The sequence below is a fragment of the Halostella salina genome, from assembly GCF_003675855.1.
In the GTDB taxonomy this organism is placed as follows: domain Archaea; phylum Halobacteriota; class Halobacteria; order Halobacteriales; family Natronoarchaeaceae; genus Halostella; species Halostella salina.
The window spans coordinates 45,041-70,263 of sequence record NZ_RCIH01000013.1; the positions used below are offsets into that span (position 1 = coordinate 45,041).

A 25,223-nucleotide genomic window follows, 5' to 3' on the forward strand; every position below is an offset into this window, starting at 1 on the left:
CCGAACACCGCAAAAAACGGAACCGCTGTTTTCCGGTCGTTACCGGTCGCGACGACGGAGCGCGACGAGCGCGCCGGCGAGCGCGATGATCGCCGCGGTGGCGGTGAAGCCGGGCAGGCCGCCGCCGTCGGAACTACCATCCGTCGAGTCGTCGCTCGACGAATCAGTCGCCGACGTGTCGTCAGTCGGGGCGGCCGTCGTCTCCTCGGCCGTGGTCATCGTCGCCGTGGTCGTTGCTTCGGTGGGCTCCGCAGTCGTGGTCGTGGTCGTCGTGGTCGTCGTCTCCGTGTCCCGTTCGACTTCGACGACGGCGAACAGCGAGAACGAACCGGTCTCGGCAGTCAGCGTCACCTCGCCGTCGCCGACGTCCTGCACGGTCGTCGCCAGTTCCGTCCAGCCGTCAGCGGTCCGGTGGACGATTACCGCGTTCGACGGGTCGTCCAACTCGTCGCGGTCGACTGTCAGTTCCACCGTCGCCGACGCGTTCGCCGCCGTTTCGGTCGACGGCGAGATGTCGGCAACTGACAGTACATCGGGGTCGGTGTCCCCGTCGTCCGCGACGGCCGCGCCGACCTCGCGCTCGACGGATGCAGGCGGTTCGTCGTACTCCGCGACCGTCACGGTGCCGTTGGCGGAATCGTTCTCGAAGGCGACCGCCTCGACCTGGTCGGTCCCGTTGAACGACGCGGTCGAGTTCTCGATCGTCGCCTCGACGACGACGTCCGGTTCGGCGTCTAAGTCCGTTCCGTCGTCGGTCGCATCGTCGTCGCTGTCGTCGCTGTCGTCGGGAGTCGGGTCGTTGTCCAGGGAATCATCGCCGTCGGTACCGTCGTCCGTTCCGTCGTCGGATCTATCGTTGTCGTCGGTGCTGTCGTCCGTCCCATCGTCGCCGCTACCCCCGACGCTCACATCGACCGATCCGGACGTGGTGCCGTCGGCGGCGTCGTTGCCCGCGACGTCCTTCGCGGTGGTCAGCGTCGCGGTGTACGTTCCGTCGGTGCTCCCGTCGTACGTGGCAGTGTAGACGAACGCCCCGTCCGACGGGCCGGATTCGGCGAAGTCGCCGCGGTCGAGCGTCGCGGTCTCCGCGCCCGAGAGCGCGACCGAGATGTCGCCGTCGGCAGCCCCGAGCTGCTCGTCCGTGGTGACTTCGACCCGGACCTCGCGCCCGGACGGGTTGCGCACGTCGAAGCGCTCGACGGTCGGCGCGGTGGTGTCGACGGTGACCTCCGCGGCAGCGGTCCCGTCGATGCCGGCCTCGTCAGTCGCGGTCACCCGCAGCGTCGCCGGTCCGTCCGAGGGGACGGCACCGACGCTCCCGACGGTGATCGTCGCGCTGTAATCGTCGTCGTCGGGCGCGGAGGCCGGGCCGTCGTCGTCGAGTCCGACGCTCCCGGCTCCGAGCGCGCTCGCGTCGAGGGTCACGGAGGTGACGGCCGTGTCCGCGTCGGTCACGCCGCCAGCGGTGACTGTGACTTCGTCGCCCGGCGCAACGACGCCGTCGTCGCTGTCCACCTCGGTCACCCGCACCGCCTCGATGGCGGGCGTGGAGCGGTCGACGGTGAGGCCGGTCGCGGTGACCGAGCGCTCCTCGCTGTCGACCGTCGCGGACACGACGAGGTCGGGCGTGCCCGTCGCGGACTCGCCCCCGATGGTGAACGTCCCGCTGTACGTGTCGTCGTCCGCGGTCTCGTCCGCGCCGGTACCGTCGTCGGCCAGCGTGAGACTGCCGGCGTCGAACGCGGACGCGTCCGCCTCGACGCTGCCGACGTTCCCGAGGTCGGGGTCGAGGCTCGCGGTCACGACCACGGTGTCGCCCGGCTCGACGACGCCGTCGCCGTCGGTACCGTCGACGATCCGGCTCCGCGTGATCGCCGCGCCGGCGATGTCGACCGACAGCGTGGCCGACTCGCCCCCGGCGGCGACGGTGCGGTCGCCGGTCTCGGTCGGCGTGTACTCGGTGCTGACGGTGGTGCGTTCGCCGCCGGCGAGGGTGACCGTCTCGGACCCGACATCCGTACCGTCGACCGTGAAGGTGACAGTCTCGGTTCCCTCACGGTCGCCGGCGTTCTCGACGGTCGCCTTCAGCGTCACCGACCCGTCCACCACGGCGGTCGACGGCGCGTCGAGGTTCGTCACCGACAGCGACGCCGGCTCGTCGACCTGCAACGTGGTCGACTGTGCCCCGACCGCCACCGTGCGGTCGCCCGCCCGCTGGAGGGTGTACTCGGTGCTGACGGTGGTGCGCTCGCCGCCGGCGAGGGTGACCGTCTCGGAGCCAACCTCGGCCCCGTCGACGGTGAAGGTGACCGTCTCCGTTCCCTCGCGGTCGCCGGCGTTCTCGACGGTCGCCTGCAGGGTGACCGTCTCGCCGACGACGCCGGTCGACGGCGCGTCGACGCCCGTCGCGGAGACCGATGCGGGGTCGTCGACGGTCAGCGTGGTCGACCGCGACCCCGCCGCCAGCGTCACGTCCCCGCTCTGCGGGGGCGTGTAGTCGATACTCACGGTCCGGCTGTCGCCGGCGGCGACCGTTACCGTCCGCGAGTCGACCGTCTCGCCGCCGGCGGTCAGCGTCGCCGTGTAGCTGCCGCCCGCCAGGCCGTCGTTCGCGACGGTCACGTCGACGGTGACCGGCTCGCCGGTCAGCGCCGACGACGGGGCGGAGACGTCGCTCACCGAGAACGACGGATCCGCGTCGACGAACTGCTCGACCGTCCCGTCGCTCGTGCCGACGTAGACGCTCGGACCGACGACCGTCGGGGCCGTCAGGAGCGCGCCGGAGCCGACCGACGCGTTGTCCCTCTCGCTCCCGTCCGCGCCGTCGAGCACCACGACCGACCCCTCGTCGGTGCCGACGAAGACCGTGCCGCCCGCGGCCGAGACCGACGCGCCGAACGTCCCCTTCGTGTCGACGGTCGCGCTCCATGCGGTCGCCCCGTCGCTCAGCGCGTGGCTCCCGACGAGGCCGTTCGACCCGCCGACGACGGCGTCATCGCCGTCGATCGCGGCGCTGCCGTACACGGCGTCGTACGTGCTCGTGTCGCGCCACAGCCGCTCGCTCAGGTCGCTCGCATAGGCGGCGACCGTCCCGTCGGTGGCCGTCGCGACGACGGTGCCCGAGTCGGCGTCGACCGCCGGCGAGTTCAGCGCGCCGCCGGCCACGTCAGCGGTCGCGACGCCGCTGCCGTCGGCCGCAGCGACGGCGTGGAGCGTCCCGCTCGCGTCCCCGACGTACACCGTCCCGTCGTGGACGGCGGGCGTCGACGTGCGCGCCGGGCTCCCGAGGTCGTAGGACCACCGTGCCGTGCCGTCGCTGCCGATGGCGTGGAGCGTCCCGCTCTCGGTCGCGACGTACACCGTCCCGTCGCTTCCGACCGTCGGCGACCCGACGACGGCACCGATGTCGCCGCCGTCGACGCCCGTCGTCACGGGCCAGTCGGCGACGGTCGCGCCGGTGTCCGCGTCGAGCGCGACGACCGATCCGGCGTCGGTCGCGGCGTAGACGGTCCCGTCGTGGACCGCTGGCGTCCCGAACACCTGTCCGGTGACCGTCGTCGACCAGGTTTCCGCGCCGTCGCCCGCGCCGAACGCCCGGACGGCGTCGCCGTCGCCCGCGTAGACTGTGCCGTCGACGACCGCCGGGCCGGACGCCACGTCCGTGTCGCCGGTCGCCGACCAGCCGGCGCTGATGTCGCCGTAGTCGGCCGCCGTCGACCCGTTGCCGGCGTTTGCGGCTCCGGACTGGAACCCTGTCCAGCCGACGTTGCCCGCGGCCTGTGCCGTGCTGTCGACGCCGGTCGGTGCCGCGAGCGCGGCCGGTGTCGCGGCGACCATGGCGACCGTCACCGCCAGAACCAGCAGCTTCCGGACGGAACCGTTCATCCGTCGGTCACCTCCGCTGCGAGCGTGCGAACGTCGTCGTACGTCGGCACCAGTCCGCCGGTGCCGTCGACGGCCTCGCCGTTCTCGTAGGCCGCCTGCACCGTCTCGAAGTGGCGCTCGGTCACCGGGCCGTCCCCGGCCACCGCCTCCCGGATGGTGTTCGCGCGGTCGGCGAGCGAGACGTACGGGATGTCGTACCCGGTGAACTTGTCGTCCGGCGTGATGTCACTCGCGGTCGGGTCCAGAATCTCCGCCTGCGAGACGCCGTCCGGGAGCACGATATCGAGGATGTTGTTGTGGTGGTAGCTCGACGGCGCGCCGCCGAAGTCGTAGCTACCCCCGACGTTGCCGTCGGATTCGACTTTTCGGATCTCGCCGACGCCGCCGCCGGCGTAGTTGAACATCATGGGGACGATGGAGACGTCCCTGATGTCCGAGGGGATCACGCTTTGCGGGACCGTGATCTCGATGGCATCGATCGGCTTGATACCGCGCGTGCTCACGCCGCCGGTGGCATCCGCGACGACCTCCCAGTAGCCGTTCTCGACGACCGGGTACGTGCCACCCTCGTCGAACACGCTGGTGTCGATCTGCCTGTCGAAGCCGTGGGCGACGATCCGCCGGTGGTAACTGTCGGCGAATATCTCGTCGCGCCCGTCGAAGGCGTGCACGCCGTCGCGACAGCCGACGCTACCTTTCTCCCCTGCGGGGTCCTGCACGTAGATCTGGACGTGCTGGAGCCCGTAGCCGTAGGCGCTGTTCTTGGCGAACGCCTGCGGGTTGCGCAGGTTCGGCAGGCGGACGAGGAACGTGTACTCGCTATCGTTCTCGTATATCTCGACCCGCTGGATGTCGTGGTCCTCGGGGGTGATGTCATCGGTGGACGGGTAGCTGAACGCGTTCTCGCCGTCGGCCGACGTCGCGGGACCGTACGGATCGCCGGAGTCGTCCGACAGCGTCGCCACCCGGTCTACGTCGCCGAGCCGACCGGTGTACACGGGCGTGAACGGGATCCGCGCCCGTTCGGTCGCAGAGTAGCCGAGCGCCTCGGCGTTGTCGACGCCGGGCGGCGTGATCACGTCCATGAGCCGCGGCGCGTTCTCGGCCGCGTCGGGGTCGACGCCGCCGAACTGGCCCTCTCCGGCGCTCTCCGCGACGGTGCGCATGCCACCGAAGCTCTCCGAGTGCACGCCGGCGACGAACTCCATATCCCAGAGGTCCGTCCCGTCGAGCGCGCTCTTGGGAACCTGCAGCGTCACCGTGTCGTTTGCCCTGTCGACGGAGACGGTCGGCGACACCGGGTTCCCCTCGGCATCCGTCAGCGCGGCACCGTTGTGGTCGATGGCGTTCTCGCCGAACCCGTACGCGTCGACCCGGTAGTGCCAGGCCGACCCGAAGTCCGCGTTCAGCCCGGGATCGCCGAGGTCCCCGGCCTCGGTCACCGCGCCGTCGCTCCGGGTCGGGTCCCGGAGCCAGACGAAGAACCACTGCGGCGAGAACGGGTTGCTTCCGTTCGTCTCGGCGTCGTACAGGTCGTTGAGCGCCCCGACGGTGAACTCGAAGATAGCGTTCGACGGCGTCTCCTTCACCGCGAACTCCCGAATGTCCATCGACCCGTCCGCGAAGTTCGTCGCGTTGACGTACGACCCGGGCCCGAGCGCGTCGGGCGCGTCCTCGGGGTCGCTGAACCGCGCGACGGTGGTCGGGTCCGTGACGCTCACCGTCTTCGAGGCGAGTGTGGTCCCGTCGAGCGCGCGGAGTTCGACGGAGAACTCCCCGGTCTCCGAGAACGTCGCGCCGAGGTCGATCGTCCGTGCGTCCGCGTTCGGCGGGAGCCTGATGTTTTCGAGGGAGTCGACGGTGCCGTCGACGACGACCTCGACGGTCTGCCCGCTGATGAAGTCCGTCACGTTCGAGCCGGTCGCCCGGGCGAACGGCTCGCTCACGACGGTCTCGCCGTCGATCTCGAACGAGAGGTCCTGGGCGGGCTGCTGGTACGACTGGAGCGACGACGCCTCGGACGACGTCGCAGGGACCAGCCTGACGGCCGTCCCGCCGCCGCGCGCCGCCGACAGCGTCACCGTGTCGCCGGCGGCGAGGATCGACTCGGTCGTCCGCACGCCCGTCGGGTTCTGATCGACGTTCGTGCCGTAGGCGTCGGTGTACAGTTCCATCTTCCAGCCGTTGGGCTGGCTGTCGAGGAAGTCCGTGGTCACCTGGAACGACCGGCCGTTGTCGTCGTTCATCGCGCCGACGTACCACTCCTCGCCCTGCCGGCGCGCGATGACGAGGTACTCGCCGATGGCGCTGTCGAGCACGCGCGTCTCGTCCCAGTCGCCGGCCGGCACGTCCTCGATGTACTTGAACTCGCGTTCGGTGTCGAAGTTCTCGTTTGCGGCGTGTGTCTCGTCGAAGTCGGTGTACGACGCCGGGAACGGCGCGCCAGCTCCCTGTTCGGTGACGCCGACGGTGTTGAGGTTGAACCCGCCCACGTCGTCGGCGCCGAGCTTGACCGAGACGGTGTTGTCGCCGCTCTCGAGTTCGACCGAGACCGTGTGGACCTCCCAGGCGTCCCAGTAAGCGGTGAACGGCGGTGCGAGCTCCTGTTCCGTGCCGTTGACGACCAGCGTCGCCTGCGGGTTGCCGTTGTCGATGACCGACTGGAGGTTGTTCTCGGCGTCGCTCGCGTACCGGAGGTGGAGGTCGTACGTCCCCGGACTCGGGACGTTCTCGACGGTGAACGACACCGTGGCACCGTCCGGCTCGCGGTTGGCGTCGATCGGGACGTAGTGGGCACCGTACGCGTTGCGCCACTTGTCAGCCGTTATCGTCCCGTCGAGGTCGCCGGCCTGTGCCTGCACGAACTCGCCCACCGAGAACGTCGAGTCGACGTACGCCTCGATCCGGTCCGCGGCCATCTGGATGCCGCCGTGGTAAGCCGGGTACATCGCGAGCTGTTTGGCCAGCGTCGTCTGGACCTGCCCGCCGGTCGAGTCGTTGAACGTGATGTCGAAGATACCGGGCTGGTAGCTGGTCGGCCCGGCAAGCATCCGCGTGAACGGGAGCGTCACGTGGTGGTCGCGGCCGACGCTCGCACCCAGCGCACCGAAGCCGTCGTACTCCTGCGCTCTGACGACCTCGCGAGCCGCCACGTTCGGGTACGTCCGGCGCTCACCCGTCGGCTTGATCCCCTCGTGGATCTCGAGCATCTGCCGGTTGGCTGCGGCCTCCCGGATCACGCGCCGGTGGTGGTTGACCGCCTCCTGGGAGTGCTGGTTGGTCGTGACTTCCGTCGGGTTGTCCGCGTCCGCGAACAGCCCCGGGTCGGAGACGTAGCCGTTCTTGATCGTTCGGATGCCGATGTCGTCGTACCCCTGGAAGACGTTCTGCGTGAATATCTCGTTCTCGTAGTTCGAGAGGTTCCCGGAGGTTTCGTTGTGGATGGTCATCTCGACCGGACTGTCGAGGGACTGTCCGTAGTTGACCACCTCCGGCACGTCGAAGTCGGGGTAGGTGTCGTCGGTCCCCATCTTCAGTCCGAGTCCGTCGTCCGCGGCGCTCGCGCCGTAGGAACCCCAGCCCTGGTTCCAGCCCTCGACGAGCACGCTGTCGATGGCGTTCTCGCTGGAGAACTGCATGTAGCGTTTCATCCGCTCGGTGCGCGCACCGTGGACGTACTGGGCCGGGTCGTTCCCATTGTTTTCGACCTGCGTATCGCTCTTGTACTGCCACCGCGCGCTGCCGGCGATCATCGTCCACCAGATACCGACGTACATCCGCGGCGTTAGCCAGCTCGTGTCCGCGCCGCCGTTCCCGTCGGCCGGGAGCGCCTCCGTGTCCAGGTCCTCGTTCAACAGCGGGATCAGCGACGACTCGATGAGGTCGCCCGGCGTGCTGCCGACCTGCACGGTCCGCCACGGTGTGACGTGTGGTGCGGACGCGGAGACCTTGGTCCCGTCCGGCTTCGGGGCCAGTTCGGCCGACAGTTCCGTCCCGTCGCCGTCGACTTTCGGGGCGATCGACATGGTCGAGTAGTCCTCGAGGTTCGCCTCGTGAAGGCTGAGATACGTGCCGTCGCCCGTGTCGATCGTCAGCGGCGTGTGCGCGCCGGCCCGTCGGTCGTTCTCGCCAGCCGGCCCTACGCCCTCGTCGTTCGCGATGTCCTTCGTCCCCGAAGGGAGACCGCTGATCGGTGTTTCCCGATACTCCTGCTCGAAGCGCGGGTTGACGAACGTGTTCTCGATCCACCACGACGTGTAGTCCCCGGCGAAGTTGAACTCGGTGTTCTCCGAGGCGATGACGAGTTTGCCGCTGTTGGCGGCGAAGTCCTCGTCGAAGGCAAAGCGAAAGCCCAGTCCGTCGTCGAACACCCGGATCTCCAGGTTCCCCGAGCGGCCCGGACTGGCCGACTCCTCGAGTCCCAGCTTCAGATAGCTGTAATCCGCCGAGACGCTGTCGTACTGGTCCCAGAGCGGGTCCCAGTTCTCGGTCGCCGTCCCGCTCTCGCTGCCGGTGACGGTGACACTGCTCCCGGACGTGCCGTCGGCAGCCGCCCCGAACGTCGGCTGGTTCTGGAAGTCGAACCCGAGGTCGGACGGCGTGATGTACGTCGTCCCGCCGACCGAAACCTCGTACGACGGAACGCCGTCGGAGACGTCGACGGTCACCGTGATGCTGCCGTCGGGCGACGACACGGACTGCACGTTCGAGTCGTCACCCGATGTGACCTGTGCCGCCACCTCGTCGGGGACCTGCAGGGAGTACGCCGACGCGGCGAGCAGTCCCGACACGCCACCCAGGAAGTTCCGTCTGTCCATGGCCCAACTTGGAATGCCATTGCCTGCCATGCTGCTGTGAGCATTAACAATTATAATAGTAAAGTTTTCTGGATTTGGCGAGTTCCTCGGCGGCGACAGATCCCGGTCCCGGTGAGTCGTCGACCGACACGCGAAACGGGACGGCCGGGGCTACAGGCTGTGATGACATCGCGGAACCGACCGACGTAAGCGTCGGAAAACCGCTCGTAACCGGAAACGACGGTCGTCAGCTACTCCGTTCGCCGCCGGAGTGCGACCAGCGCGCCGGCGAGCGCGATGATCGCCGCGGTGGCGGTGAAGCCGGGCAGGCCGCCGCCGTCGGAACTACCATCCGTCGAGTCGTCAGTCGACGAGTCGGCCGCCGTGGTGTCGTCTGCCGCCGTCGTCTCGTCGGTCGCCGCAGTCGTCGTGGTCGTCGGCTCCGTCGTCTCGGTGTCCGTTTCGACCTCGACGACGGCGAACAGCGAGAAGGAGTCCGTCTCGGCGGCCAGCGTCACCTCGCCGTCGCTGACGTTGCGCACGGTCGTGTTCAGTTCCTCCCAGCCGTCGGCCGTCTCGTGGGTCACCACTACGTCTTCGGGGTCGTTCAGTTCGGCGGTGTTGACGGTCAGTTCCACCGTCGCTGAGGCGTTCTCGGCCTCCTCGTCGGTCGGCGAGATGTCGACCACCGACACCACGTCGGCCTCGACATCGTCCCCGGTGTCGCCGTCGTCGTCGTCACCGGCATCGGTGGCCGTAACCGCGTCGGTGACTTCCTCGGTGACGGTCTCCGGCGGGTCGTCGTACTCCTCGACCTCGACCGAGGTGTTGACAGTCTCCGTCTCGAACGCGACCTCGTCGACCAGGTCCGCCTCGTCGAACTCGGCCGTCGAGTTCTCGACCGTCGCCTCCTCGACCGTGTCCGGTTCGGCGTCGATCTCGGTGTCGTCCGGGTCGGTGTCGTTGCCGTCCACCGTTTCGTTATCGCTCACCGTCTCATTGTCCCCTATCGTGTCGTCAGGGACTGTCTCCTCGTCAGTGTCATCGTCTCGGGTTGGATCGTTGGACGGGGCACGGATGACGCTCAACGACGACGCGACGGCGACACCGATTTCGCCGTTCGCGAACTCGTTCCCCGCAACCACCGTCTGTTCATCGGTGCTGTACCCGTAGAGAATCACGTTAGCGGTGCCGACCGGAGGTTCCCCGGTGTAATCGTGACCCGTAACGGTGTTGTTCCGGATCTCACCGACCGCAGACCCGGAAATCTGGATGCCGTTTTGACCGATCTCGCTGGTGGTTCCGGCGCCAGTTACGTTGCTCCCGAGAACACGGGCTGTCAGACTCTCTCCGGTACCGACGAAGCCGTTCTTTTGATACCCGACGAGTTTCGAATCACGGAGGGTAACCGTTCGCTCGGTACCATCACGGTTGAACGCCGCGAACGCGACCCCGTGTTGGACACCTGATAGCGGGGATTCCCGTACGTCGGTCACGGTGATGTTTTCCGCGGTTCCGCTTGCATTCACGTATGCGATGCCGTAGAATGCATCGTGGCCATTGTCCTGGCCATCGCCATCGACTGAAAGATCCTGTATGTCAGCATCGGTTTCGTTGACCGTAACGATCGAATACTGATTCCGTTGATTGCGTGTGAACGTTGGATCAAGATCGTCCGGCGATTTGATAACCGTTTCATCGGCTCCAGCGCCAACTAGCGTGACACTTTTGTTGAGTACGACTGCTCGGTGCAGGTTCCGGAGGTGATCTCGATGGTGTCGCCTGTGTCTGCCCGATTAATTGCCTCCTAGATCGATTCGCCCTCTTCGACCACGAGATGATTCGCAACCGCGTCGGCCGCCCCACCCAGCGCCGCCGTCGCGGCGATCGCCGACGAAGCGACCAGTACGGCGACTAGCAACACACGGACCTTCGGCCCTGGCCCGGTCATACGCCGACACCCGTCCGTGGTCCTCCGACTACCCGTCGGATCCATCACCGCGGTCCGCCGGTCACTCGGATCATCCCTCGCTGAACATGGTTGATACATAATACTACTCGGATATCGTGTTTTCCAATTGATTAGAAGGGCTGGTGTAGGAAAATAAATGACTGTACAAAATAATTATTTGTTTGAAAATTCCCGTGACGGCCCAACCGACACCGGGTGGACCGACTGGCGTGCAGAAGGAGAGGCAGTTCCGGCAGTCGACCGATCAGTCGTCGCCGGCGATCTCGTGCCCGCAGTTCGGGCACTCCGTCCCCTCGTGGCGGAGCTGTTCGCTCGACGCCCGAACCTCGCGCATCACGGCCGAGATGCGGTCCTCCGCCTCCAGTTCCTCCTCGACGGAGAGGTCGACGCCTTCGACCTCCAGCAGGAACTTCGCTACCTCCGTCGTCTCGTACATCAGTTCGTCCAGCTCCTCAGCGGTGAAGAAGTCACACATCGCGCCGTAGAGGAAGGTAGCGCCGGCCTTCCGGACCTTCTCCTCGAAGGAGGCGCGGGCCTGGTTGACCGCCTGCGGCGTGTACGTGTCGGTCATGAAGGGGACCAGGTCGGGCAGGTTCTCGCCGATCTTCGTCATCTCGACGCCGGTCTCCGTGCGGAAGTCGGCACAGAGCCGCGCGATCGCCCACTCGCGGGCGGTGATGTACGTGCGGTCCCGCAGGAACTCGTTGGCGCGGTCGTACTGCGCCCCGTCCATCTTCCGGAACCGGTCGTACTTCCGCACGTCCTCCGGAACGCCGGGCTGGGGGTCGGCCGACTCGGTCCCGTCTCCCCCGGATTCGCCGTCCGTCCCCTCGCCGGTCGCGGCGTCCGCGTCGTCGTCGGCCGGGGCGGCGGGCGTACCGCCGTCCGTCGGCGCGGCCTCCGTGTCGTCCTCTCCGTCGCGGTTCTCGACAGGGGGCGTCCGCTCGTCGTCGGCAGTCGGCGGCGCGTCGTCGGTCATATCTCCCCCTTTCCAACCGGCGGGCAAAAGGGTTGCCACGCCGGGGGAACTGTTTTGACACGGGGCGCGGAACACGAGCGCATGAGAGTGCTGCTCGGACTCGCGGGAAGCGACGAGATGGACGAGACGCTCCGCGAGGCCGTCGAGCGAGCGGCGGAAGCCGGCGACGACCTGACCGTCGCCGTACTGGAGGGCGGCGACTACGACCGCTCGCCCGACGAGATGGAGGCGGAAGTCGAACGGGCGGTCGACGACGCCGGCGTCGACGCGACGATCCGCCGCGTCGCCGGCGATCCGGGGAGCGAGCTGGTCCGGATCGCGGAGGACGAGGCGTACGACCGGCTCGTCATCGGCGGCGGGCAGCGGAGCCCGATGGGAAAGATCCAGCTGGGGTCGATCACGGAGTTCGTCCTCCTGAACGCCCGCATCTCGGTGACGCTGGTACGATGAGCGACGACCGCATCTACCCGGACGAGCCGGTCGGCGACTTCCCCGAGCCGCCGGTGTCGTTCGAGGACCGCGAGGGTCGCGGGATCGTCGTCCGCGCGTTCGACCCGGACGAGCTCGACGCCGTCGTCGAGATGTATTCCGACTTCGACCCGAAGGACCGGGCGCAGGGGATCCCACCGACCGGCGAGACGCGGATCCGGTCGTGGCTGGACACGCTCGTCGACGATGGGCTGAACGTCGTCGCCTGGCACGACGACCGGGTCGCCGGCCACGCGACGCTGGTGCCGGACGTCGGCGAGGGGGAGACGACGTACGAACTCGCCATCTTCGTCCTGCAGGCGTACCAGGAGGCGGGCATCGGGAGCCGGCTCATCGAGGCGCTGCTGGGGTACGGCAAGGAGGAAGGGGTCGAGCGCGTGTGGCTGTCCGTCGAGCGGTGGAACACCGCCGCGGTCAACCTCTACGAGAAGATGGGGTTCGAGACGTGCAACGCCGAGAGCTTCGAGCTGGAGATGTCCCTGCGGCTACACTGACAGCACGGGCTGGCTGGCGTACAGCAGGACGTATTCGGCCGCCTTCGACAGCACCTCGCCGGGTTCGCCCGTGAGCTGTTCGCGCGGGACGACGATGAAGTCGGCGTCGAGGTCCTCGGCCGTGTCCAGCACGACGCTGCCGGGGTGGGTCATCTTGCTGCTGGTCGAGAAGCCGTACGCCGTCGAGTTCGCCACCGGAACGCCGTGTTCGTCCGCGTCGTCGGCGATGTCCTCGATGAACGCCTGCGCCTCGGCCGCCGCCGTCTCCTCGTCTATCGTGTCGCTCTCTATCGCCCGGACGAGCTCCTCGCCGAGGACGTACAGCGCGTGGACGCCGGCGTCGTACCGGTCCGCCACCGCGACGGCGTACTCGGCGGCCCGGACCGACGCCTCGCTCCCGTCGACGGGGACGAGCACCGTCTCGACGGTCAGCGGGCCGTCCGCGGCGGACGCTTGCTCCGTGTGCATACATCACCCTGCGAAACCGGGGAGCAAAAACCCTCGCCCTTCGAAAGGACATGATTTATCGTGGGGTGGAAAAAACGGCCGGGCATGGAGCGTGTGCTTGCAGTCGTCGACGGCGAGGAGTCGACAAAGGAACTGCTGCGCGAGGCGGGTGAGATCGCCGACGGCGTCGGTGCGGAACTCGTCCTCCTTCACGTCACCAGCGAGGAGGAGTTCGCGGAGCGCGAGGAGGCGCTGGCCAGCATCACCGACTACGACGCGCAGTACGGCATCAGTCAGGCCAAGGAGGGAGCCGGGCAGTTCGCCCGTGACCTCGGCCGGGAGGTGCTCGCGGACGTCGACGTGGAGTTCGAGGCCGTCGGCCGCCTCGGCGACGAGGTCGAGGAGATACTGGCGGCCGCCGACGAGCACGGGGCCGACCACGTGTTCGTTCAGGGCCGCACCCGGTCGCCGACCGGGAAGGCGCTGTTCGGCGACCGGGCACAGCAGGTCGCCCTCGACTTCGACGGGCCGGTGACGGTGCTGACCGCGTAGGACGATGGTTTAAAGCCCCATCCCCCGGAACTCACGCGTATGATCGACACCGTCGTCATCGCCACGGACGGCTCCGAGAGCGTCGAACGGGCCGTCGACGTGGCGCTCGACCTCGCGCGGCGCTTCGACGCCGCGGTCCACGCGCTGTACGTCGTCGACGAGAGCGACGTGGACTCCTCGCCGGAGTCGATCCGCGAGGAGCTACAGACCGCGTTAGAGGAGACGGGCGAGGAGGCGCTCGCGGCCGTCCGCGACCGGGCTGACCGCGAGGTCGAGACGGTCGTCCGCGAGGGCCGGCCGGCCGCGGAGATCTGCGAGTACGCCCGCGAGGAGGACGTCGACGTGGTCGCAACCGGCACCCGCGGCCGCCACGGCGAGAACCGGTTTCTCATCGGCAGCGTCGCCGAGCACGTCGTTCGCACCTGTCCCGTCCCGGTGCTGACGGTGCGGCAGCTGGGCGAGTAGCCGCGTTGCCGTTCCGCGCAGGCCTCCCCAGCGACCGGACCCGACCCCGCGAACCGGCGGGTTCTTGCCGCGCCGGCCGGACGTACCGGTATGGACGACGCGATCATCGAGGACGACGACCTGTCGCTCGGCCGCAAGTCAGTGATCCCGGGGGAGGGGTTTTTCGTCCCGGACTCGCTGGAGGAGAGCCACGAGGAGGAGGCCGCCGCCGAAGCGCTCGACGGCGCGAGCGTCGCCGTCGTCGCGGACCCCGACGCAGACGGGCTGGCCTGCGTGGCGCTCCTGCGGGAACTGTACGGCGACGAACCGCCCGCGGAACCGGCGGTGGGCGACGAGGCTGCCGGTGAAGAGGACGAGACGGACCCCGATACACCCGTCGACGTCGCCGAGGAAGCCCCTGGCCGCGTCTCCCGGGACGTGGCGCTGATCCCGGCGGGCCCCCACGACCTGGAGGAGGGCATCGAGTACGTCGCCGAGTACGGGGCCGCGGGGATCGACCTCTTCGTCTGTGACCTCTGTCCCGACCGCTACGAGTACGTCGAGTCGGAGCTCGAAGCCGCGGTCGAGACGGCCGATTCGGTTCGCTGGTTCGACCACCACCAGTGGGACGACGCGGTGGCCGAGCAGGTGCGGGCCGCCGGCGTCGAACTGGTGGTCGGCGACAGCGACGAGGAGTGCACCGCCGACGTGGCGCTGCGCTCGCTCGACCACGAGTTCCCCGAGCGCTTCGCCGAACTGGCCGCCGTCACCCGGGACCACGACCTCTGGATCCGCGAGGACCCCCGGAGCGACGACCTGGCGGACTTCTCGTACTGGAGCGACCCCGGGGAGTACGTCGACGTGGTGATGCGCCACGGGCCGGACCTGCCCGAGGAGACGCTGGCGTTCGTCGAGGAGCGCCGCGTCGAGAAGCAGGCGCTCATCGACCGCGCCGTCTCCCGCGCCGACATGCGCGAGGTCGGGCCGTGGACGGTCGGCGTCACGTACGGCCGGTGTTCGCAGAACGAGGTCGCGGAGGCGCTGCGCGAGCAGGGCGCGGACGCCTCGGTGGTCGTCAAGCCGGCCGGGTCGGCCTCGATCCGCGGCACGGACGCGTTCGAGCGCTGCCACGAGGTCGCCCGGCAGGTCAACGGCGGCGGCCACCCGAAGGCGGCGGGCTGCAAGCCCGACATCTACGACGACATGCTGGACTACGCGAACCACTGGACCACCCGCGGCGCGGTGACCAAGCAGGTCATCCTCGACGCGTTCCGGACGCTGGTGCCCGAAAATGGAGAGAGTGAGGAGATACCCGAGCCGACAGAAGAGGACGCCGAGGAATGACCTTCGACGCCACCGACGCCGACAAGCCGGTCGTCGGCATGGTCCACCTCCCGCCGCTGCCCGGCGCGCCGAAAAGCGACGGCGACCTCGGCGCAGTCCGCGAGGCCGCGCTGCGCGACGCCCGCCGACTGGCCGAGGGCGGCGTCGACGCCCTCATGCTGGAGAACTTCGGCGACGCGCCGTTCTACCCCGACGACGTGCCCGAACACGTCGTCGCGTCGATGACCCGCGTCGCCGGTGCGGTCGCGGACGCCGTCGACCTGCCGCTCGGCGTGAACGTCCTCCGGAACGACGCCGCGGCCGCGCTGTCGGTCGCCGCCGCGGTCGACGCCGCGTTCGTCCGCGTGAACGTCCACGTCGGCGCGCGTGTGACCGACCAGGGCGTCGTCGAGGGGCGGGCCCACGAGACGGTCCGCCTGCGCGAGCGACTCGACTGCGACGCGGCGATACTGGCCGACCTCGACGTGAAACACTCCGCCCCGCTGGCGCGCCGCGACGCGGCGGCCGACGACGGGGTCGACCCCGAGCGCGTCGCCGAACCCGTCGAGCGCGGCCTCGCGGACGGCGTGGTGGTCAGCGGCGCTGGCACCGGCCACGCCGTCCCGGCGGAGCGCGTCGCGGCGGTTGCGGACGCACGGGACGAGGCGGGGCTGGACGCCCCCGTCGTCGTCGGGAGCGGCGTCTCGGCGGCGAACGCGGCGGACCTGTTCGCCGTCGCCGACGGGGCCATCGTCGGCACGGCGCTGAAGGAGGGCGGGGAGACGACGAACCCGGTCGACGTTGCACGGGTCGAGCGACTCGTCACGGCCGTCGACGAAGCGCGGTAGGCGTCCCGCCACCGACATCCGCGACCGAAACGGGTATATTATCTCGTTTTGCGGATAGAAACAATGGCTGACGAACGAGTGATCCGTCGTCTGAACGTGATCATCGTCCTCCTGCTCGTCATTCTGGCTGTACTGCTCCAGTCGATCCTCCCCACGCTGTTGGCGGTCGTCGCCGGATTCGCAGTCCTCGCGTGGTGGGTGGCGATGGGCTGGGCGCTGCTGCCGCTAGCTCGCGATGCCGTCCCGTGGTGACCGCCGCGACCCTTCGGCTCGGTGTGTCCGGTTACGGCCGCCGGAACTCGTAGGAGCGATCCCCGCCCTCGATCCGGATCCGGCCGCGCTCGTGCTCGACGTACAGCGCGTCGACGCCGTCGTCGGCGTACTCGTGGAGCGGCATCCCCGCCCTCGATCCGGATCCGGCCGCGCTCGTGCTCGACGTACAGCGCGTCGACGCCGTCGTCGGCGTACTCGTGGAGCGGCATCCCCGCCTCGACGCGACCGTCGCGGGTGACGGAGAACCGCGCGCCGCCGACCGTGACCGCGATATGCTCGTCGCCCGCAGTCACCTCGCCGCCGCCCGCGAACCGCCGGAGGTGGGCCTCGACGGCGGCCCAGTCGTCGACCGCGACTCGTTCGTACTCGCTCATACTCGACGGAGGACGCGACGGGCCAAAACTTCCCGGCCCGCGACGCGCGGCGTCAGCGCTCGCCGACGACCCACTTCTGGGAGTACGCCTCGCCGCAGTCACACTGCGCGTAGGCGTGGATCACGTCGCCATCGGCGTAGATGCCGCCGACCTCCTCGTTCTGTTCCTCGGCGAAGGCGAACACGAACCGCGCCTCGTGGGCCGCGCCGTCGCCCTCGGGGCAGTCGCCGCCTTCGAGGTCGGCGTCGATGGTGCTCTCCGCGCCCATCGCCTCCTTGGCGAAGCCCATCGGGTCCAGCCCGGTCGCGGCCTGGAAGGCGTTCCGGCCGTCGTCGCCGTCGACCACGATCACGATGCCGTCGGCCACTCGTTCGCCGTACCCCTCCAGTTTGCCGAGGTCGTCGACGGCGTCCTCGGCGAGGTAGAAGGCAACGTCCTCCGGGCGCTCGCCGGCGAGGAACGCCTCGCGCTTCGAATCGGTCATACCCGCGGTTGCCGGGCGACCGGGAAAAAGGGTCCGCTACGGGTTCGGGTCAGCCGTCCTCCAGCTGCTCGGCGATCGAGGCGAGACCCTCGTCGGGCGACTCGGTCGCCTCGTACACGACGCGCTCGCCGGGGGCGCGAACGCCGTACTTGAACCCGTCCTCGACGACGTCGACGAGGACGGAGCCGCCGACCGAGACGGCGTCGGTCGCGTCGACCCACGCGAGCAGTCGGTTCGGCGCGTCGCCGGGGTCGCGTGCGAGCCGGGGCGCGTCGTACGCGCCGGGGATCACGCGCCGATCGTCGCCCAGTGCCGTCTCGATCCGGGCGTGGCGCTCGGTCCCGTCGACGACCAGCCGGACGACATCGTCGGCAGGGAACTCGTGGGCTGCGTCCGCCGGGATCTCGATCCGGGGCCTGCTGGTCGACCCGACGGTCCCGAGGGTCGCCCGGACGGTGGTGACGGCGTCGTGGTCGCTGGGGAGGCGGTCCGTCATGAGAACTGAGAGAAGCCGTGTAGAACGCGTGTCGCGTTACTCCTCGTCGGCGAGGAGGTCCTCGACCGACTCGTCGCCGCGGCCGACGATCTTCGCGTTGATCTGGGCGACGGCGTCGCTGATCTCGCTGCCGCGGACGGTGACACGCTTGCGCTCGCCCTCGCGGGTCGGGTTGAAGCCGGTGCCGCCGTCGGAGAGGATCTCCTGCAGGTCCGGGCCGTCGACGTCGGCGCGGAGGGGGCGGCCGGCGTCGTCGGAGCCGCCGGTGAGTTCGAGCGTGTAGCCGTCGAGGCCGACGGCACCGCCGTCGACCTCCTCGCCGAGCGACCGGCCGAGGAATCGGGTCGCGTCCTGGTCGTCCGCCTCGCGCTGGTACGTCTCGCCCGTTTCGGGGTCCGAGACGACGACTTTGAAGCTTGCCATGCGTGCAACGAGTCGGTCCCCGCCCAAAAGGACATCGAAACGGTTGCGGCGGGAGAGTCAAGCCCCCCGAGCACGAACCCCGGGGTATGGACCGGGAGGTGCTGATGCTCCAGTTGCGCCAGGCGTTCGGCGGCACGCCAGCGGAGCGTCGCGCCGTCGCCCGCGCCGCCACCGACCTCGTCGACTCCGGCCAGTTCGCTGACGACCGCGGGGACGAACTGACGCCCGAACTCGTCGTGGAGAACCTCGCCGACTGCCGCGAGGGGTCACCCGCGGAGCGCTGGAACTGGTGGATGGGCGCGCTGGAGGCCGCGTTCGGCGGCTACGAGCGGTTCGTCGTGACCCGGTGGGACGAGGAGGACGCCCCGAACGCTTGATCACTCGACTGCGTCGCCGTCCCGAACCGCCGCGCGGCGCTCGGGGATCAGGTCCAGTTCGTCGTCGATGTCGCCGAGCACGAGCAGCGCGTAGTAGCGCAGGTACGTTATCACGGGGACCTGCGCGAGCGCGACGGCGGCCAGCACCGCAACCACGAACAGCAGCCCGAGTACGACGAACGCCGCGATCCCGACCGGACCAGCGGCCATCAGCAGGAGGAACGCGAACAGGCCGAGGACCCCAAAGGGGATCAACAGCGCGGCCGCAGCGACGCCGACGGCGACACCGACGACGACCCCGCCCGCGGCCGAGAGGAGGAACCCGACCACGGCGTACGCGAGGAACTGCACCGGGTTCGCCGCGATCGCCGCCCAGAGCCGCCGCCACGCGGCGAGGACGCCGCAGTCTTCGAGTACCATCACCGGGACCACGAACGCCGTCGTGAACCCGTGGACCAGCCCGAGGAGGACCGCGAGCAGAACGGCAACCGGGACCAGCAACAGGACCGCCACGAGGGAGAGTTCAGGAACGCCGCCCAGGACGGCCGGGAACGCGACGGCCGCGACCGCCACTGCGGCCCCGCCCAGCACGAACAGCGCGAGCAACAGGCGGAAGGCGAACAGCCGAACGCCCTGTCGCCAGCGTCGGCCCCAGTACGCCCGGACTGACACCGACTCCCGGCGGAGCGACTCGACGAGGACGAACTCCATGACCGACCCGACAAACAGGAACAGGAGGCCAAGCAGGAGCGCGGCAGCCACGACCCCGCCGACGACGAGCCAGACCGACTCGTCGACCGCCAAGGGGTCTATCGCCCCGTCCGGCCCGGTCACGGCGTCGTCGGGGACCGTCCCGCCCCCGGTCGGCGCGTTGAACTGGACGGTCGAGAGGTTCGTTCCGGGACCGGCGGCAAACAGGACGACGAGCGCGAGTTTCGCCCACTTCCGGGGCGCTATCGGCCACAGGAACGCCCGGGTCGCCTCGACCGCGTCGTCGACGGCTTCGATCGCGTGGAGGGGCATCGTCAGCGGTCGTACAATCCGGAGGTACCTCTAGCTGGGGGTTAGTTCGCGTCGTCGGTCCGCTCGTCCGCCCCGTTCGCGCCGGTCTCGTCGGCAGAGTCGGGGGACACCCCATCGCCCTGCCCGGCGACGCGGTCGGCCAGCGCCTCGGCCCCCGGGTCCAGGCTGTCGTACAGCCGCGCCGCGACCGCTATCACGGCGGGGAGCGCCGCAAGCAGGAACACCGCGTCGTAGAACCGGGCATCGACAAAGGGCGTGACGACGCCGGCCAGCCCGCGGTGGGCGACGAGCACCGCCGCAAGGACGAGAAGCCAGTACGCGGCCGACGCGACGTTGCCGATTACCTCCCGGGAGCCGGAGAGCACCATCCGGACGAGCAGCGCGGCCTTCGGCGCGGCGTACAGCAACAGCCCGGCCACGACGACGGTGGCGACGGCGCTGACGACCGCCGCGAACGTGACGGGCGTGCGTGGGACCAATCTGTCGACGCCCGGCAGGAGCGTGACGAGGTACAGCACGAACGTGACCGACGCGGCCCCGAGCAGTAGTTTGGTCACCGAACGAACCGTCTCGCGTGTCGGCGTGATCGACGACGTGTCGGTATGCATCGTTGCACCCCGAGGCGAGGGCGGCCGGGAACATAGACGCCCGACACCGTCAACACGATTTTACCGCGATTACATCGGATTGATGGCGGTGCCGTCCGTCCGTTTGCCGGCCTAGTATTCGTTAAGTTACAAAAAGACGTTTCCGGGAACGAACATTATCCCGGCGGCCGAACTACCGATCGATGACGGAGTCCCGGCTGCTGATCTGGAAGTACTACGCCTACCGGGCGAGCAGCGCCGCCGGGTTCTACCTGCCCGTCAGCATCCTCTACCTGAAGGACCAGGGGTACAGCCTGGCGTTCATCGGCCTCGCACAGGCGGTGTTCTCGTTCGGGATGCTGGCCGCGGAGATCCCGTCGGGCTACCTCGGCGACCGCCTCGGCCGAAGGGAGACGCTCGCGCTGGGCAACGCGCTCCGGGCGACCGCGATGGTCGCGTACGTCCTCGCCGGGTCGGCCGTCGGCATCCTCGCGGTGAAGGCCCTCTGGGCGGTCGGCTGGGCGTTCCGGTCAGGCACCCAGAGCGCCCTCCTGTACGAACTGCTGTCGACGCGGTTCGACGAGTCCGAGTACGCCCGTATCGACGGCCGCGGCAGCACCGTGCTGCTCGTGACCTCCGGCACGGGCGCAGTCGTCGGCGGCGCGCTGTACACCGTCGACGCCGGCCTGCCGTTCCTGGTGAACGCCGCGCTGGCGCTCGCCGGCGTCCTCGTGCTCGCAACCTTCCCCTGCATCGAGTGCGAGGCCGAGGACGCCGAGGCGTTCACCGTCCGGGAAGCGGTCGAAATGCTCCGGATACAGGCCGCCCGCCCCGAAGTCCGCTGGTTCGTCGCCTACGCCGCGCTGTTCGCCGGGCTGTTCGGCGTGACCCGGACGTTCGAACAGCCCGCGCTGGACGCCGTCGGCGTCCCGGTGGTCGGGATCGGCCTCCTGTACGCGGGGTTCAAGGCCGTCTCGGCGGTCGCCGCGTCCGCGACCGGCTGGCTGGAGGCGACGGTCGGGGTCCGCCGGACGTTCGGCCTGCTCGCGCCCGTGTTCGCGCTCGCGTACGCAGCTGTCGCCGTGACGCCGCTAGCGCTGGTTCCGGTACTCGTGCTCTACCGCACCACCCAGACCGTCATCCGTCCCCTGCGCAACCAGTACCTGAACGACCGGCTCGGCGACGTGGGGCGCGCGACGGTCCTGTCCGGCGCGTCGATGGCGCTGTCGCTCGCGAGCGGCGCGGCCAAGCTGCTCGGCGGAGCCGCGGCCGGAACGACGGGGGCGGTCGGCGTCCTCCCGTGGGCCGGCCTGACCGTCGCCGGGTTGGCGGCCGTACTCTGGCTTGCCACCTCGCCGGTCCGGAGCGGAACCGCGACGGCGAGTTCGCCGCCAGCGACGGCCGCCGACTCCGGGTGAACGCGGCCGGGCGAACACCTCAGACGACGTGCGACTCCCCGATCCTCGGCGCGCTCGCGTCGTAGCCGTCGCCGCGGAGTTCGTCGGCGAACGCCCCACAGCGGTCGCCGTGGTTCACGAGCACCGTCACGTCCCGGTAGGCGTCGAGAAATTCGAGCAGTCCATCGCGGTCGGCGTGGGCCGAGAAGTCGTACCGTTCGACCCCCGCGCTCACCGGCATCCGGCGGCCGTCTATCTCGGCGCTGCCCGTCTCCAGCAGGTCCCGCCCCGGCGTCCCCTCGACCTGATACCCCGTCATCGTGATCGTGTTCGTCGGGTTCGCCCGGATCGCGGGGATGTACGTCATCGCGGGGCCGCCGGAGAGCATCCCGCTGGTGGTGACTATTGCCGCCTGCTGGTCGGTGATCCGCGTTCGCTGTCCGTCGCGACCGGTGACGAAGCGGGCGTGGGACTTCGCCCGTTGTAGGGCATCGGCGTCGCGGACGAACCCGGAGTGACGGAGCAGCATCCGCGTCACGTCTTTCCCCATGCCGTCGACGTAACAGGGGATGTCGTTGGCCGCGCAGACGAGCAGCATCTCCTGTGTCCGACCGATCGCAAAGGCCGGAACGACCACGGTGCCGCCCTCCCAGAGCGTCGTCTCAACGCTCTCGACGAAGCGGTCCTCGACGGTCGCGCGGGCCTCGTGTTCCACGTCGCTGTACGTGCTCTCGCAGACGACCACATCCGCGTCGGGGCGCGCAGTCGTTCCCGACACCAGTCGCTGATCGTGGGTGTGGAAGTCGCCGGTGTACAGCAGCCGCGTGTCGCCGTCGTCCACGAGGACGTGGGCGCTCCCCGGGATATGGCCGGCGTCGAACAGCGTCACATCGTGGCCCGCGGCTTCGAACGACTCGCGGTAGCCGTGGGTCTCGGACACCTGCGTGAGACGCTTCACGTCCGTCTCGGTGAACGGGCACGCGAGCGTCCCGCCGTGTAACTTCAACGTGTCCCGCGCCAGCGTCAGCGCGAGTTCCCGGGTCGGCGGCGTCCAGTGGACCGTCGGGCGGGCGTCGCCCGAGAGCAGCGCCGGGAGCGCCCCGACGTGGTCCAGATGGCCGTGCGAGACGACGACGGCGTCCGGCTCCGGCGTCTCGACGGGAAACCGCGGTGGGTCGTCGGCCAGCATGCCGAAGTCGAGCAGGAGGCGGTCGTTCACGAGCACGGCGCTCCGCCCGACCTCGCGGGCACCGCCGAGAAACCGGAGGTCCATCGGCCGGGCTACTCCTCCGCGGCCTCGACCTTGTCGGCGTGTTTCTCCAGGTCGGCCGCGAGTTCGCGGGCCTCGTCGGGCGAGAACGACACCTCCGCCATGTGGGCGGGGAGGTGCTCCTCCTGCATGTTGTCGGCCTCGAACTGCAGTTGCACGCGGTCGGGGTGCTTCCGGGGCGAGGTCGCGTTGAGGACGGCCAGCGTCTCCGTCTCGAAGTCGTGGCCGGTGATGGTCGCGTCGATCAGGTCGAAGGTCGTGTACGCGTTGACCTTCATCAGTCGGTCTGCCATGGACGACCGAAGGGGGCAGAGCCACTTAGCCGCCGCGGAGCAGGTCGGGGAAGGAAAGGCGTCGAAAAGCGCGCTCCGTCAGTCGTCGGCGGGCGCGGCTCCGTCGTCGACGACGGACGTGGGCGCGGGGCTCGCGTCCATGTCGTCGTCCTCGGCGTAGGGGTACCACGTCCGCTTCGTGTTGTGCATGTACGGGTCGTCGTAATCCGTCTCCTCGGGCTCGACGAGGTCCGCGAGTTCCTCCTCGTCGCGGTCGACGACGAACTCGCGGAACGTCTCGTACTCGACGGCTTCGCCGTCTCCTTCTCGTTGTTCCTCCGGAACAACGCGCTCCTCGCGGGCGTCGGCGTAGTTGTCGACCAGGTTCCGGATCGCGCCGGGCACCTCGTCGGCCGGAACGCGCTCGGTGACCCAGTCGGCGAAGTTCGGGTTCTCGCCGAGGCCGCCGCCGAGACCGATATCCATCGCCTCGACCGGCTCGCCGTCCTTGCGCGTCTTCATGCCGCGCAGGCTCACGTCGGCGATCTGGGGCTGGGCGCAGGAGGCCGTACAGCCCGAGAGGTGGATGTGGAAGTCGTCGACGTCGTCGGGCAGGTCGACGTTCTCCTTCAGCCAGCGCGCGTAGCGCACCTGGCGGTTCTTCGTCTCGATGATCGACAGCGAGCAGAACTCCGTCCCCGTGCAGGCGATCGAACCGCGCATCAGCGGGCTGGGGTCGGGGCTGTAGTCCTCCAGCAGCGGCTCGGCGAGCAGGTCGTCCAGTTCCGACTCGGGTACGTCGGTGAGGATGACGTTCTGGCGCTGGGTGAGCCGTGCCTCGCCGCTGCCGTACTCGTCCGCGAGGTCCGCGAGTTCGATGACCTCGTCGGCCCCCATCCGGCCGACGAGCACGTTCAGGCCGACGTAGTAGTTGCCGTCCTGCTGCTCGTGGACGCCGACGTGGTCGGCGTGGCCGTCTTTCGTCCCGGCGTTGTACGAGTAGTGCTCGCGCAGGTCCTCGCCGGCCGTCTCCAGTTCGAAGTCGACGTAGTCCTCCTGCAGCGTCTCGCGGACCTTCTCGGGCCCCCACTCGTCGACGAGGAACTTGATGCGTGCGTTGTAGCGGTTCTCGCGGTCGCCGTGGTCGCGGAACAGCGCCGACAGGCCGCCCGCGACATCGGAAGCGCGCTCCTGCCGCACGAACACGTCGACGTTCCGGGCGAAGCGGGGCTCGTTCCGGGCGAGGCCGCCGCCGACCCGAACGTTGTAGCCCGTCACGGTTTCGCCGTCGATCTCCTTCTCGGCCGGCTCGAACGCGAGGTCGTTGATGTCGCCCTGGCCACAGCCCTCCTCGCAGCCGGTGACCGACACCTTCCACTTGCGCGGGAGGTTCGAGTGGTCGTCGTTGCCCTTGAACGTGTCGTGGAGCTCGTGGATCGTGTCGAGGGCGTCGACGTGCTCGTGTTTGTCCTTGCCGGCGACGGGACAGCCGACGATGTTGCGCCAGGAGTCGCCGCAGGCCTGGATCGTCTCCAGCCCGTTCTCGTTCAGCGTGTCCCAGATCTCGGGCATGTCCTCGATCCGGATCCAGTGGAGCTGGATCGACTGGCGCGTGGTGAAGTCGGCCCACCCGTTGCCGAACACGGGGTTCTCGACGGGCCCCTGCGAGTACTCCTTGGCCACCTCGCCGATGGTTCGCAGCTGGCCCGGTTCGAGCACGCCGTTGGGCGTCCCGATCCGCATCATGAAGTAGCTCTCCTGCCCGGCCCGCTGGTGGTACAGGCCGTACCACTTGAACCGCTCGAACCAGGCGTCGTGCTCGTCCTCGGGGATCGCCTCCCACCCTTCCTCCGCGAACCGCTCCATGTGGGCACGGATGTCCGTGCCGTACACCTCGTCTTTCCATTCCTCGACGTCGCTAGCCATGTGCGTCCCATAGTGATCCCCCCGTAAACCACCGCCCCTAGCGTCAGTACTCCCCTCGTCTCGGACATACCGGAGAGGCTTGCCTGACGTGG

Annotated in this window: 24 protein-coding genes; 10 read left to right on the plus strand and 14 right to left on the minus strand. The window is 69.2% G+C overall.

The features are described from left to right. Nucleotides 1-39 precede the first annotated feature (39 nt). The 3 genes from D8896_RS20095 to D8896_RS18820 all read right to left on the minus strand — a co-directional run bounded on the left by D8896_RS20095 (nt 40) and on the right by D8896_RS18820 (nt 9,862). On the minus strand, nt 40-3,885 hold the full coding sequence (locus D8896_RS20095; protein ID WP_121823650.1) for an outer membrane protein assembly factor BamB family protein: 3,846 nt from the start codon (nt 3,883-3,885) through the stop codon (nt 40-42). Next, complete coding sequence (locus D8896_RS18815; protein ID WP_310732964.1) at nt 3,882-8,702, minus strand: glycoside hydrolase family 97 catalytic domain-containing protein; 4,821 nt, start codon at nt 8,700-8,702, stop codon at nt 3,882-3,884. The genes D8896_RS20095 and D8896_RS18815 overlap by 4 nt, the downstream gene beginning before the upstream one ends. 230 nt (nt 8,703-8,932) lie before the next feature. Further along, entirely contained in the window at nt 8,933-9,862 is a 930-nt protein-coding gene (locus D8896_RS18820; protein WP_121823652.1) for a hypothetical protein, read from the minus strand. A gap of 36 nt (nt 9,863-9,898) precedes the next feature. Between D8896_RS18820 and D8896_RS19690 the strand changes: the two genes are divergently transcribed. Further along, on the plus strand, nt 9,899-10,150 hold the full coding sequence (locus tag D8896_RS19690) for a hypothetical protein (protein ID WP_162991662.1): 252 nt from the start codon (nt 9,899-9,901) through the stop codon (nt 10,148-10,150). A 338-nt stretch (nt 10,151-10,488) separates the two neighbouring features. Here D8896_RS19690 and D8896_RS19695 read toward each other — a convergent pair whose 3' ends face one another. Next, entirely contained in the window at nt 10,489-10,632 is a 144-nt protein-coding gene (locus D8896_RS19695; protein WP_162991663.1) for a hypothetical protein, read from the minus strand. Between the two features lie 265 nt (nt 10,633-10,897). Further along, complete coding sequence (locus D8896_RS18825) at nt 10,898-11,632, minus strand: DUF5806 family protein (RefSeq protein WP_240452099.1); 735 nt, start codon at nt 11,630-11,632, stop codon at nt 10,898-10,900. A gap of 81 nt (nt 11,633-11,713) precedes the next feature. On the opposite strand from D8896_RS18825, the gene D8896_RS18830 reads away from it, so the two are divergent. Next, the gene (locus D8896_RS18830; RefSeq protein ID WP_121823653.1) at nt 11,714-12,082 is read left to right on the plus strand and encodes a universal stress protein; all 369 of its coding nucleotides are present in this window, start codon (nt 11,714-11,716) and stop codon (nt 12,080-12,082) included. Next, nucleotides 12,079-12,615 carry a GNAT family N-acetyltransferase gene (locus tag D8896_RS18835; RefSeq protein ID WP_121823654.1) on the plus strand — a complete coding sequence of 179 codons (537 nt, stop codon included), beginning with the start codon at nt 12,079-12,081 and terminating at the stop codon, nt 12,613-12,615. The genes D8896_RS18830 and D8896_RS18835 overlap by 4 nt, the downstream gene beginning before the upstream one ends. Here D8896_RS18835 and D8896_RS18840 read toward each other — a convergent pair. Continuing rightward, a complete protein-coding gene (locus tag D8896_RS18840; RefSeq protein WP_121823655.1) occupies nt 12,607-13,083 on the minus strand; it encodes a universal stress protein in 477 nt (158 codons plus the stop codon). The genes D8896_RS18835 and D8896_RS18840 overlap by 9 nt on opposite strands. 84 nt (nt 13,084-13,167) lie before the next feature. Here D8896_RS18840 and D8896_RS18845 point away from each other — a divergent pair, with 84 nt between their 5' ends. The 5 genes from D8896_RS18845 to D8896_RS18865 all read left to right on the plus strand — a co-directional run bounded on the left by D8896_RS18845 (nt 13,168) and on the right by D8896_RS18865 (nt 16,481). Next, entirely contained in the window at nt 13,168-13,614 is a 447-nt protein-coding gene (locus D8896_RS18845) for a universal stress protein (protein WP_121823656.1), read from the plus strand. 39 nt (nt 13,615-13,653) lie between these two features. Further along, nucleotides 13,654-14,079 carry a universal stress protein gene (locus tag D8896_RS18850; protein ID WP_121823657.1) on the plus strand — a complete coding sequence of 142 codons (426 nt, stop codon included), beginning with the start codon at nt 13,654-13,656 and terminating at the stop codon, nt 14,077-14,079. A 90-nt stretch (nt 14,080-14,169) separates the two neighbouring features. Then, on the plus strand, nt 14,170-15,402 hold the full coding sequence (locus tag D8896_RS18855; RefSeq protein WP_121823658.1) for a DHH family phosphoesterase: 1,233 nt from the start codon (nt 14,170-14,172) through the stop codon (nt 15,400-15,402). Next, on the plus strand, nt 15,399-16,229 hold the full coding sequence (locus D8896_RS18860; protein WP_121823659.1) for a BtpA/SgcQ family protein: 831 nt from the start codon (nt 15,399-15,401) through the stop codon (nt 16,227-16,229). Before D8896_RS18855 ends, D8896_RS18860 begins: the two co-directional genes overlap by 4 nt. 63 nt (nt 16,230-16,292) lie before the next feature. Beyond that, a complete protein-coding gene (locus D8896_RS18865) occupies nt 16,293-16,481 on the plus strand; it encodes a hypothetical protein (protein WP_205596891.1) in 189 nt (62 codons plus the stop codon). Between the two features lie 447 nt (nt 16,482-16,928). Here D8896_RS18865 and D8896_RS18870 read toward each other — a convergent pair whose 3' ends face one another. Genes D8896_RS18870 through D8896_RS18880 form a run of 3 tightly spaced genes read right to left on the minus strand, consistent with a single transcriptional unit; the run spans nt 16,929 to nt 18,279 of the window. Continuing rightward, a complete protein-coding gene (locus tag D8896_RS18870; protein WP_121823660.1) occupies nt 16,929-17,360 on the minus strand; it encodes a DUF5807 family protein in 432 nt (143 codons plus the stop codon). A gap of 49 nt (nt 17,361-17,409) precedes the next feature. Then, nucleotides 17,410-17,856, minus strand: a complete 447-nt coding sequence (locus D8896_RS18875; protein WP_121823661.1) for a DUF7112 family protein — start codon at nt 17,854-17,856, stop codon at nt 17,410-17,412. Nucleotides 17,857-17,892: 36 nt separating this feature from the next. Further along, nucleotides 17,893-18,279, minus strand: coding sequence for a 30S ribosomal protein S6e (locus tag D8896_RS18880; protein ID WP_121823662.1), 387 nt, complete (start codon nt 18,277-18,279; stop codon nt 17,893-17,895). Between the two features lie 86 nt (nt 18,280-18,365). On the opposite strand from D8896_RS18880, the gene D8896_RS18885 reads away from it, so the two are divergent. Further along, nucleotides 18,366-18,656, plus strand: coding sequence for a hypothetical protein (locus D8896_RS18885; protein ID WP_121823663.1), 291 nt, complete (start codon nt 18,366-18,368; stop codon nt 18,654-18,656). Here the strand turns inward: D8896_RS18885 and D8896_RS18890 are convergent, their stop codons facing one another. Together D8896_RS18890 and D8896_RS18895 are read right to left on the minus strand one after the other, a co-directional pair. After that, nucleotides 18,657-19,679: a DUF7544 domain-containing protein gene (locus D8896_RS18890; protein ID WP_121823664.1), complete on the minus strand. Its 1,023-nt coding sequence runs from the start codon at nt 19,677-19,679 to the stop codon at nt 18,657-18,659. A gap of 41 nt (nt 19,680-19,720) precedes the next feature. Then, complete coding sequence (locus D8896_RS18895) at nt 19,721-20,287, minus strand: hypothetical protein (RefSeq protein WP_121823665.1); 567 nt, start codon at nt 20,285-20,287, stop codon at nt 19,721-19,723. Nucleotides 20,288-20,469: 182 nt separating this feature from the next. Here D8896_RS18895 and D8896_RS18900 point away from each other — a divergent pair, with 182 nt between their 5' ends. Next, nucleotides 20,470-21,684: an MFS transporter gene (locus D8896_RS18900; RefSeq protein WP_121823666.1), complete on the plus strand. Its 1,215-nt coding sequence runs from the start codon at nt 20,470-20,472 to the stop codon at nt 21,682-21,684. A 19-nt stretch (nt 21,685-21,703) separates the two neighbouring features. Here the strand turns inward: D8896_RS18900 and D8896_RS18905 are convergent, their stop codons facing one another. The 3 genes from D8896_RS18905 to D8896_RS18915 all read right to left on the minus strand — a co-directional run bounded on the left by D8896_RS18905 (nt 21,704) and on the right by D8896_RS18915 (nt 25,131). After that, the gene (locus tag D8896_RS18905) at nt 21,704-22,936 is read right to left on the minus strand and encodes an MBL fold metallo-hydrolase (protein WP_121823667.1); all 1,233 of its coding nucleotides are present in this window, start codon (nt 22,934-22,936) and stop codon (nt 21,704-21,706) included. 8 nt (nt 22,937-22,944) lie between these two features. Continuing rightward, nucleotides 22,945-23,226, minus strand: coding sequence for a DUF6360 family protein (locus D8896_RS18910; protein ID WP_205596892.1), 282 nt, complete (start codon nt 23,224-23,226; stop codon nt 22,945-22,947). 78 nt (nt 23,227-23,304) lie between these two features. Next, complete coding sequence (locus tag D8896_RS18915; protein ID WP_121823668.1) at nt 23,305-25,131, minus strand: nitrite/sulfite reductase; 1,827 nt, start codon at nt 25,129-25,131, stop codon at nt 23,305-23,307. Nucleotides 25,132-25,223 lie beyond the last annotated feature (92 nt).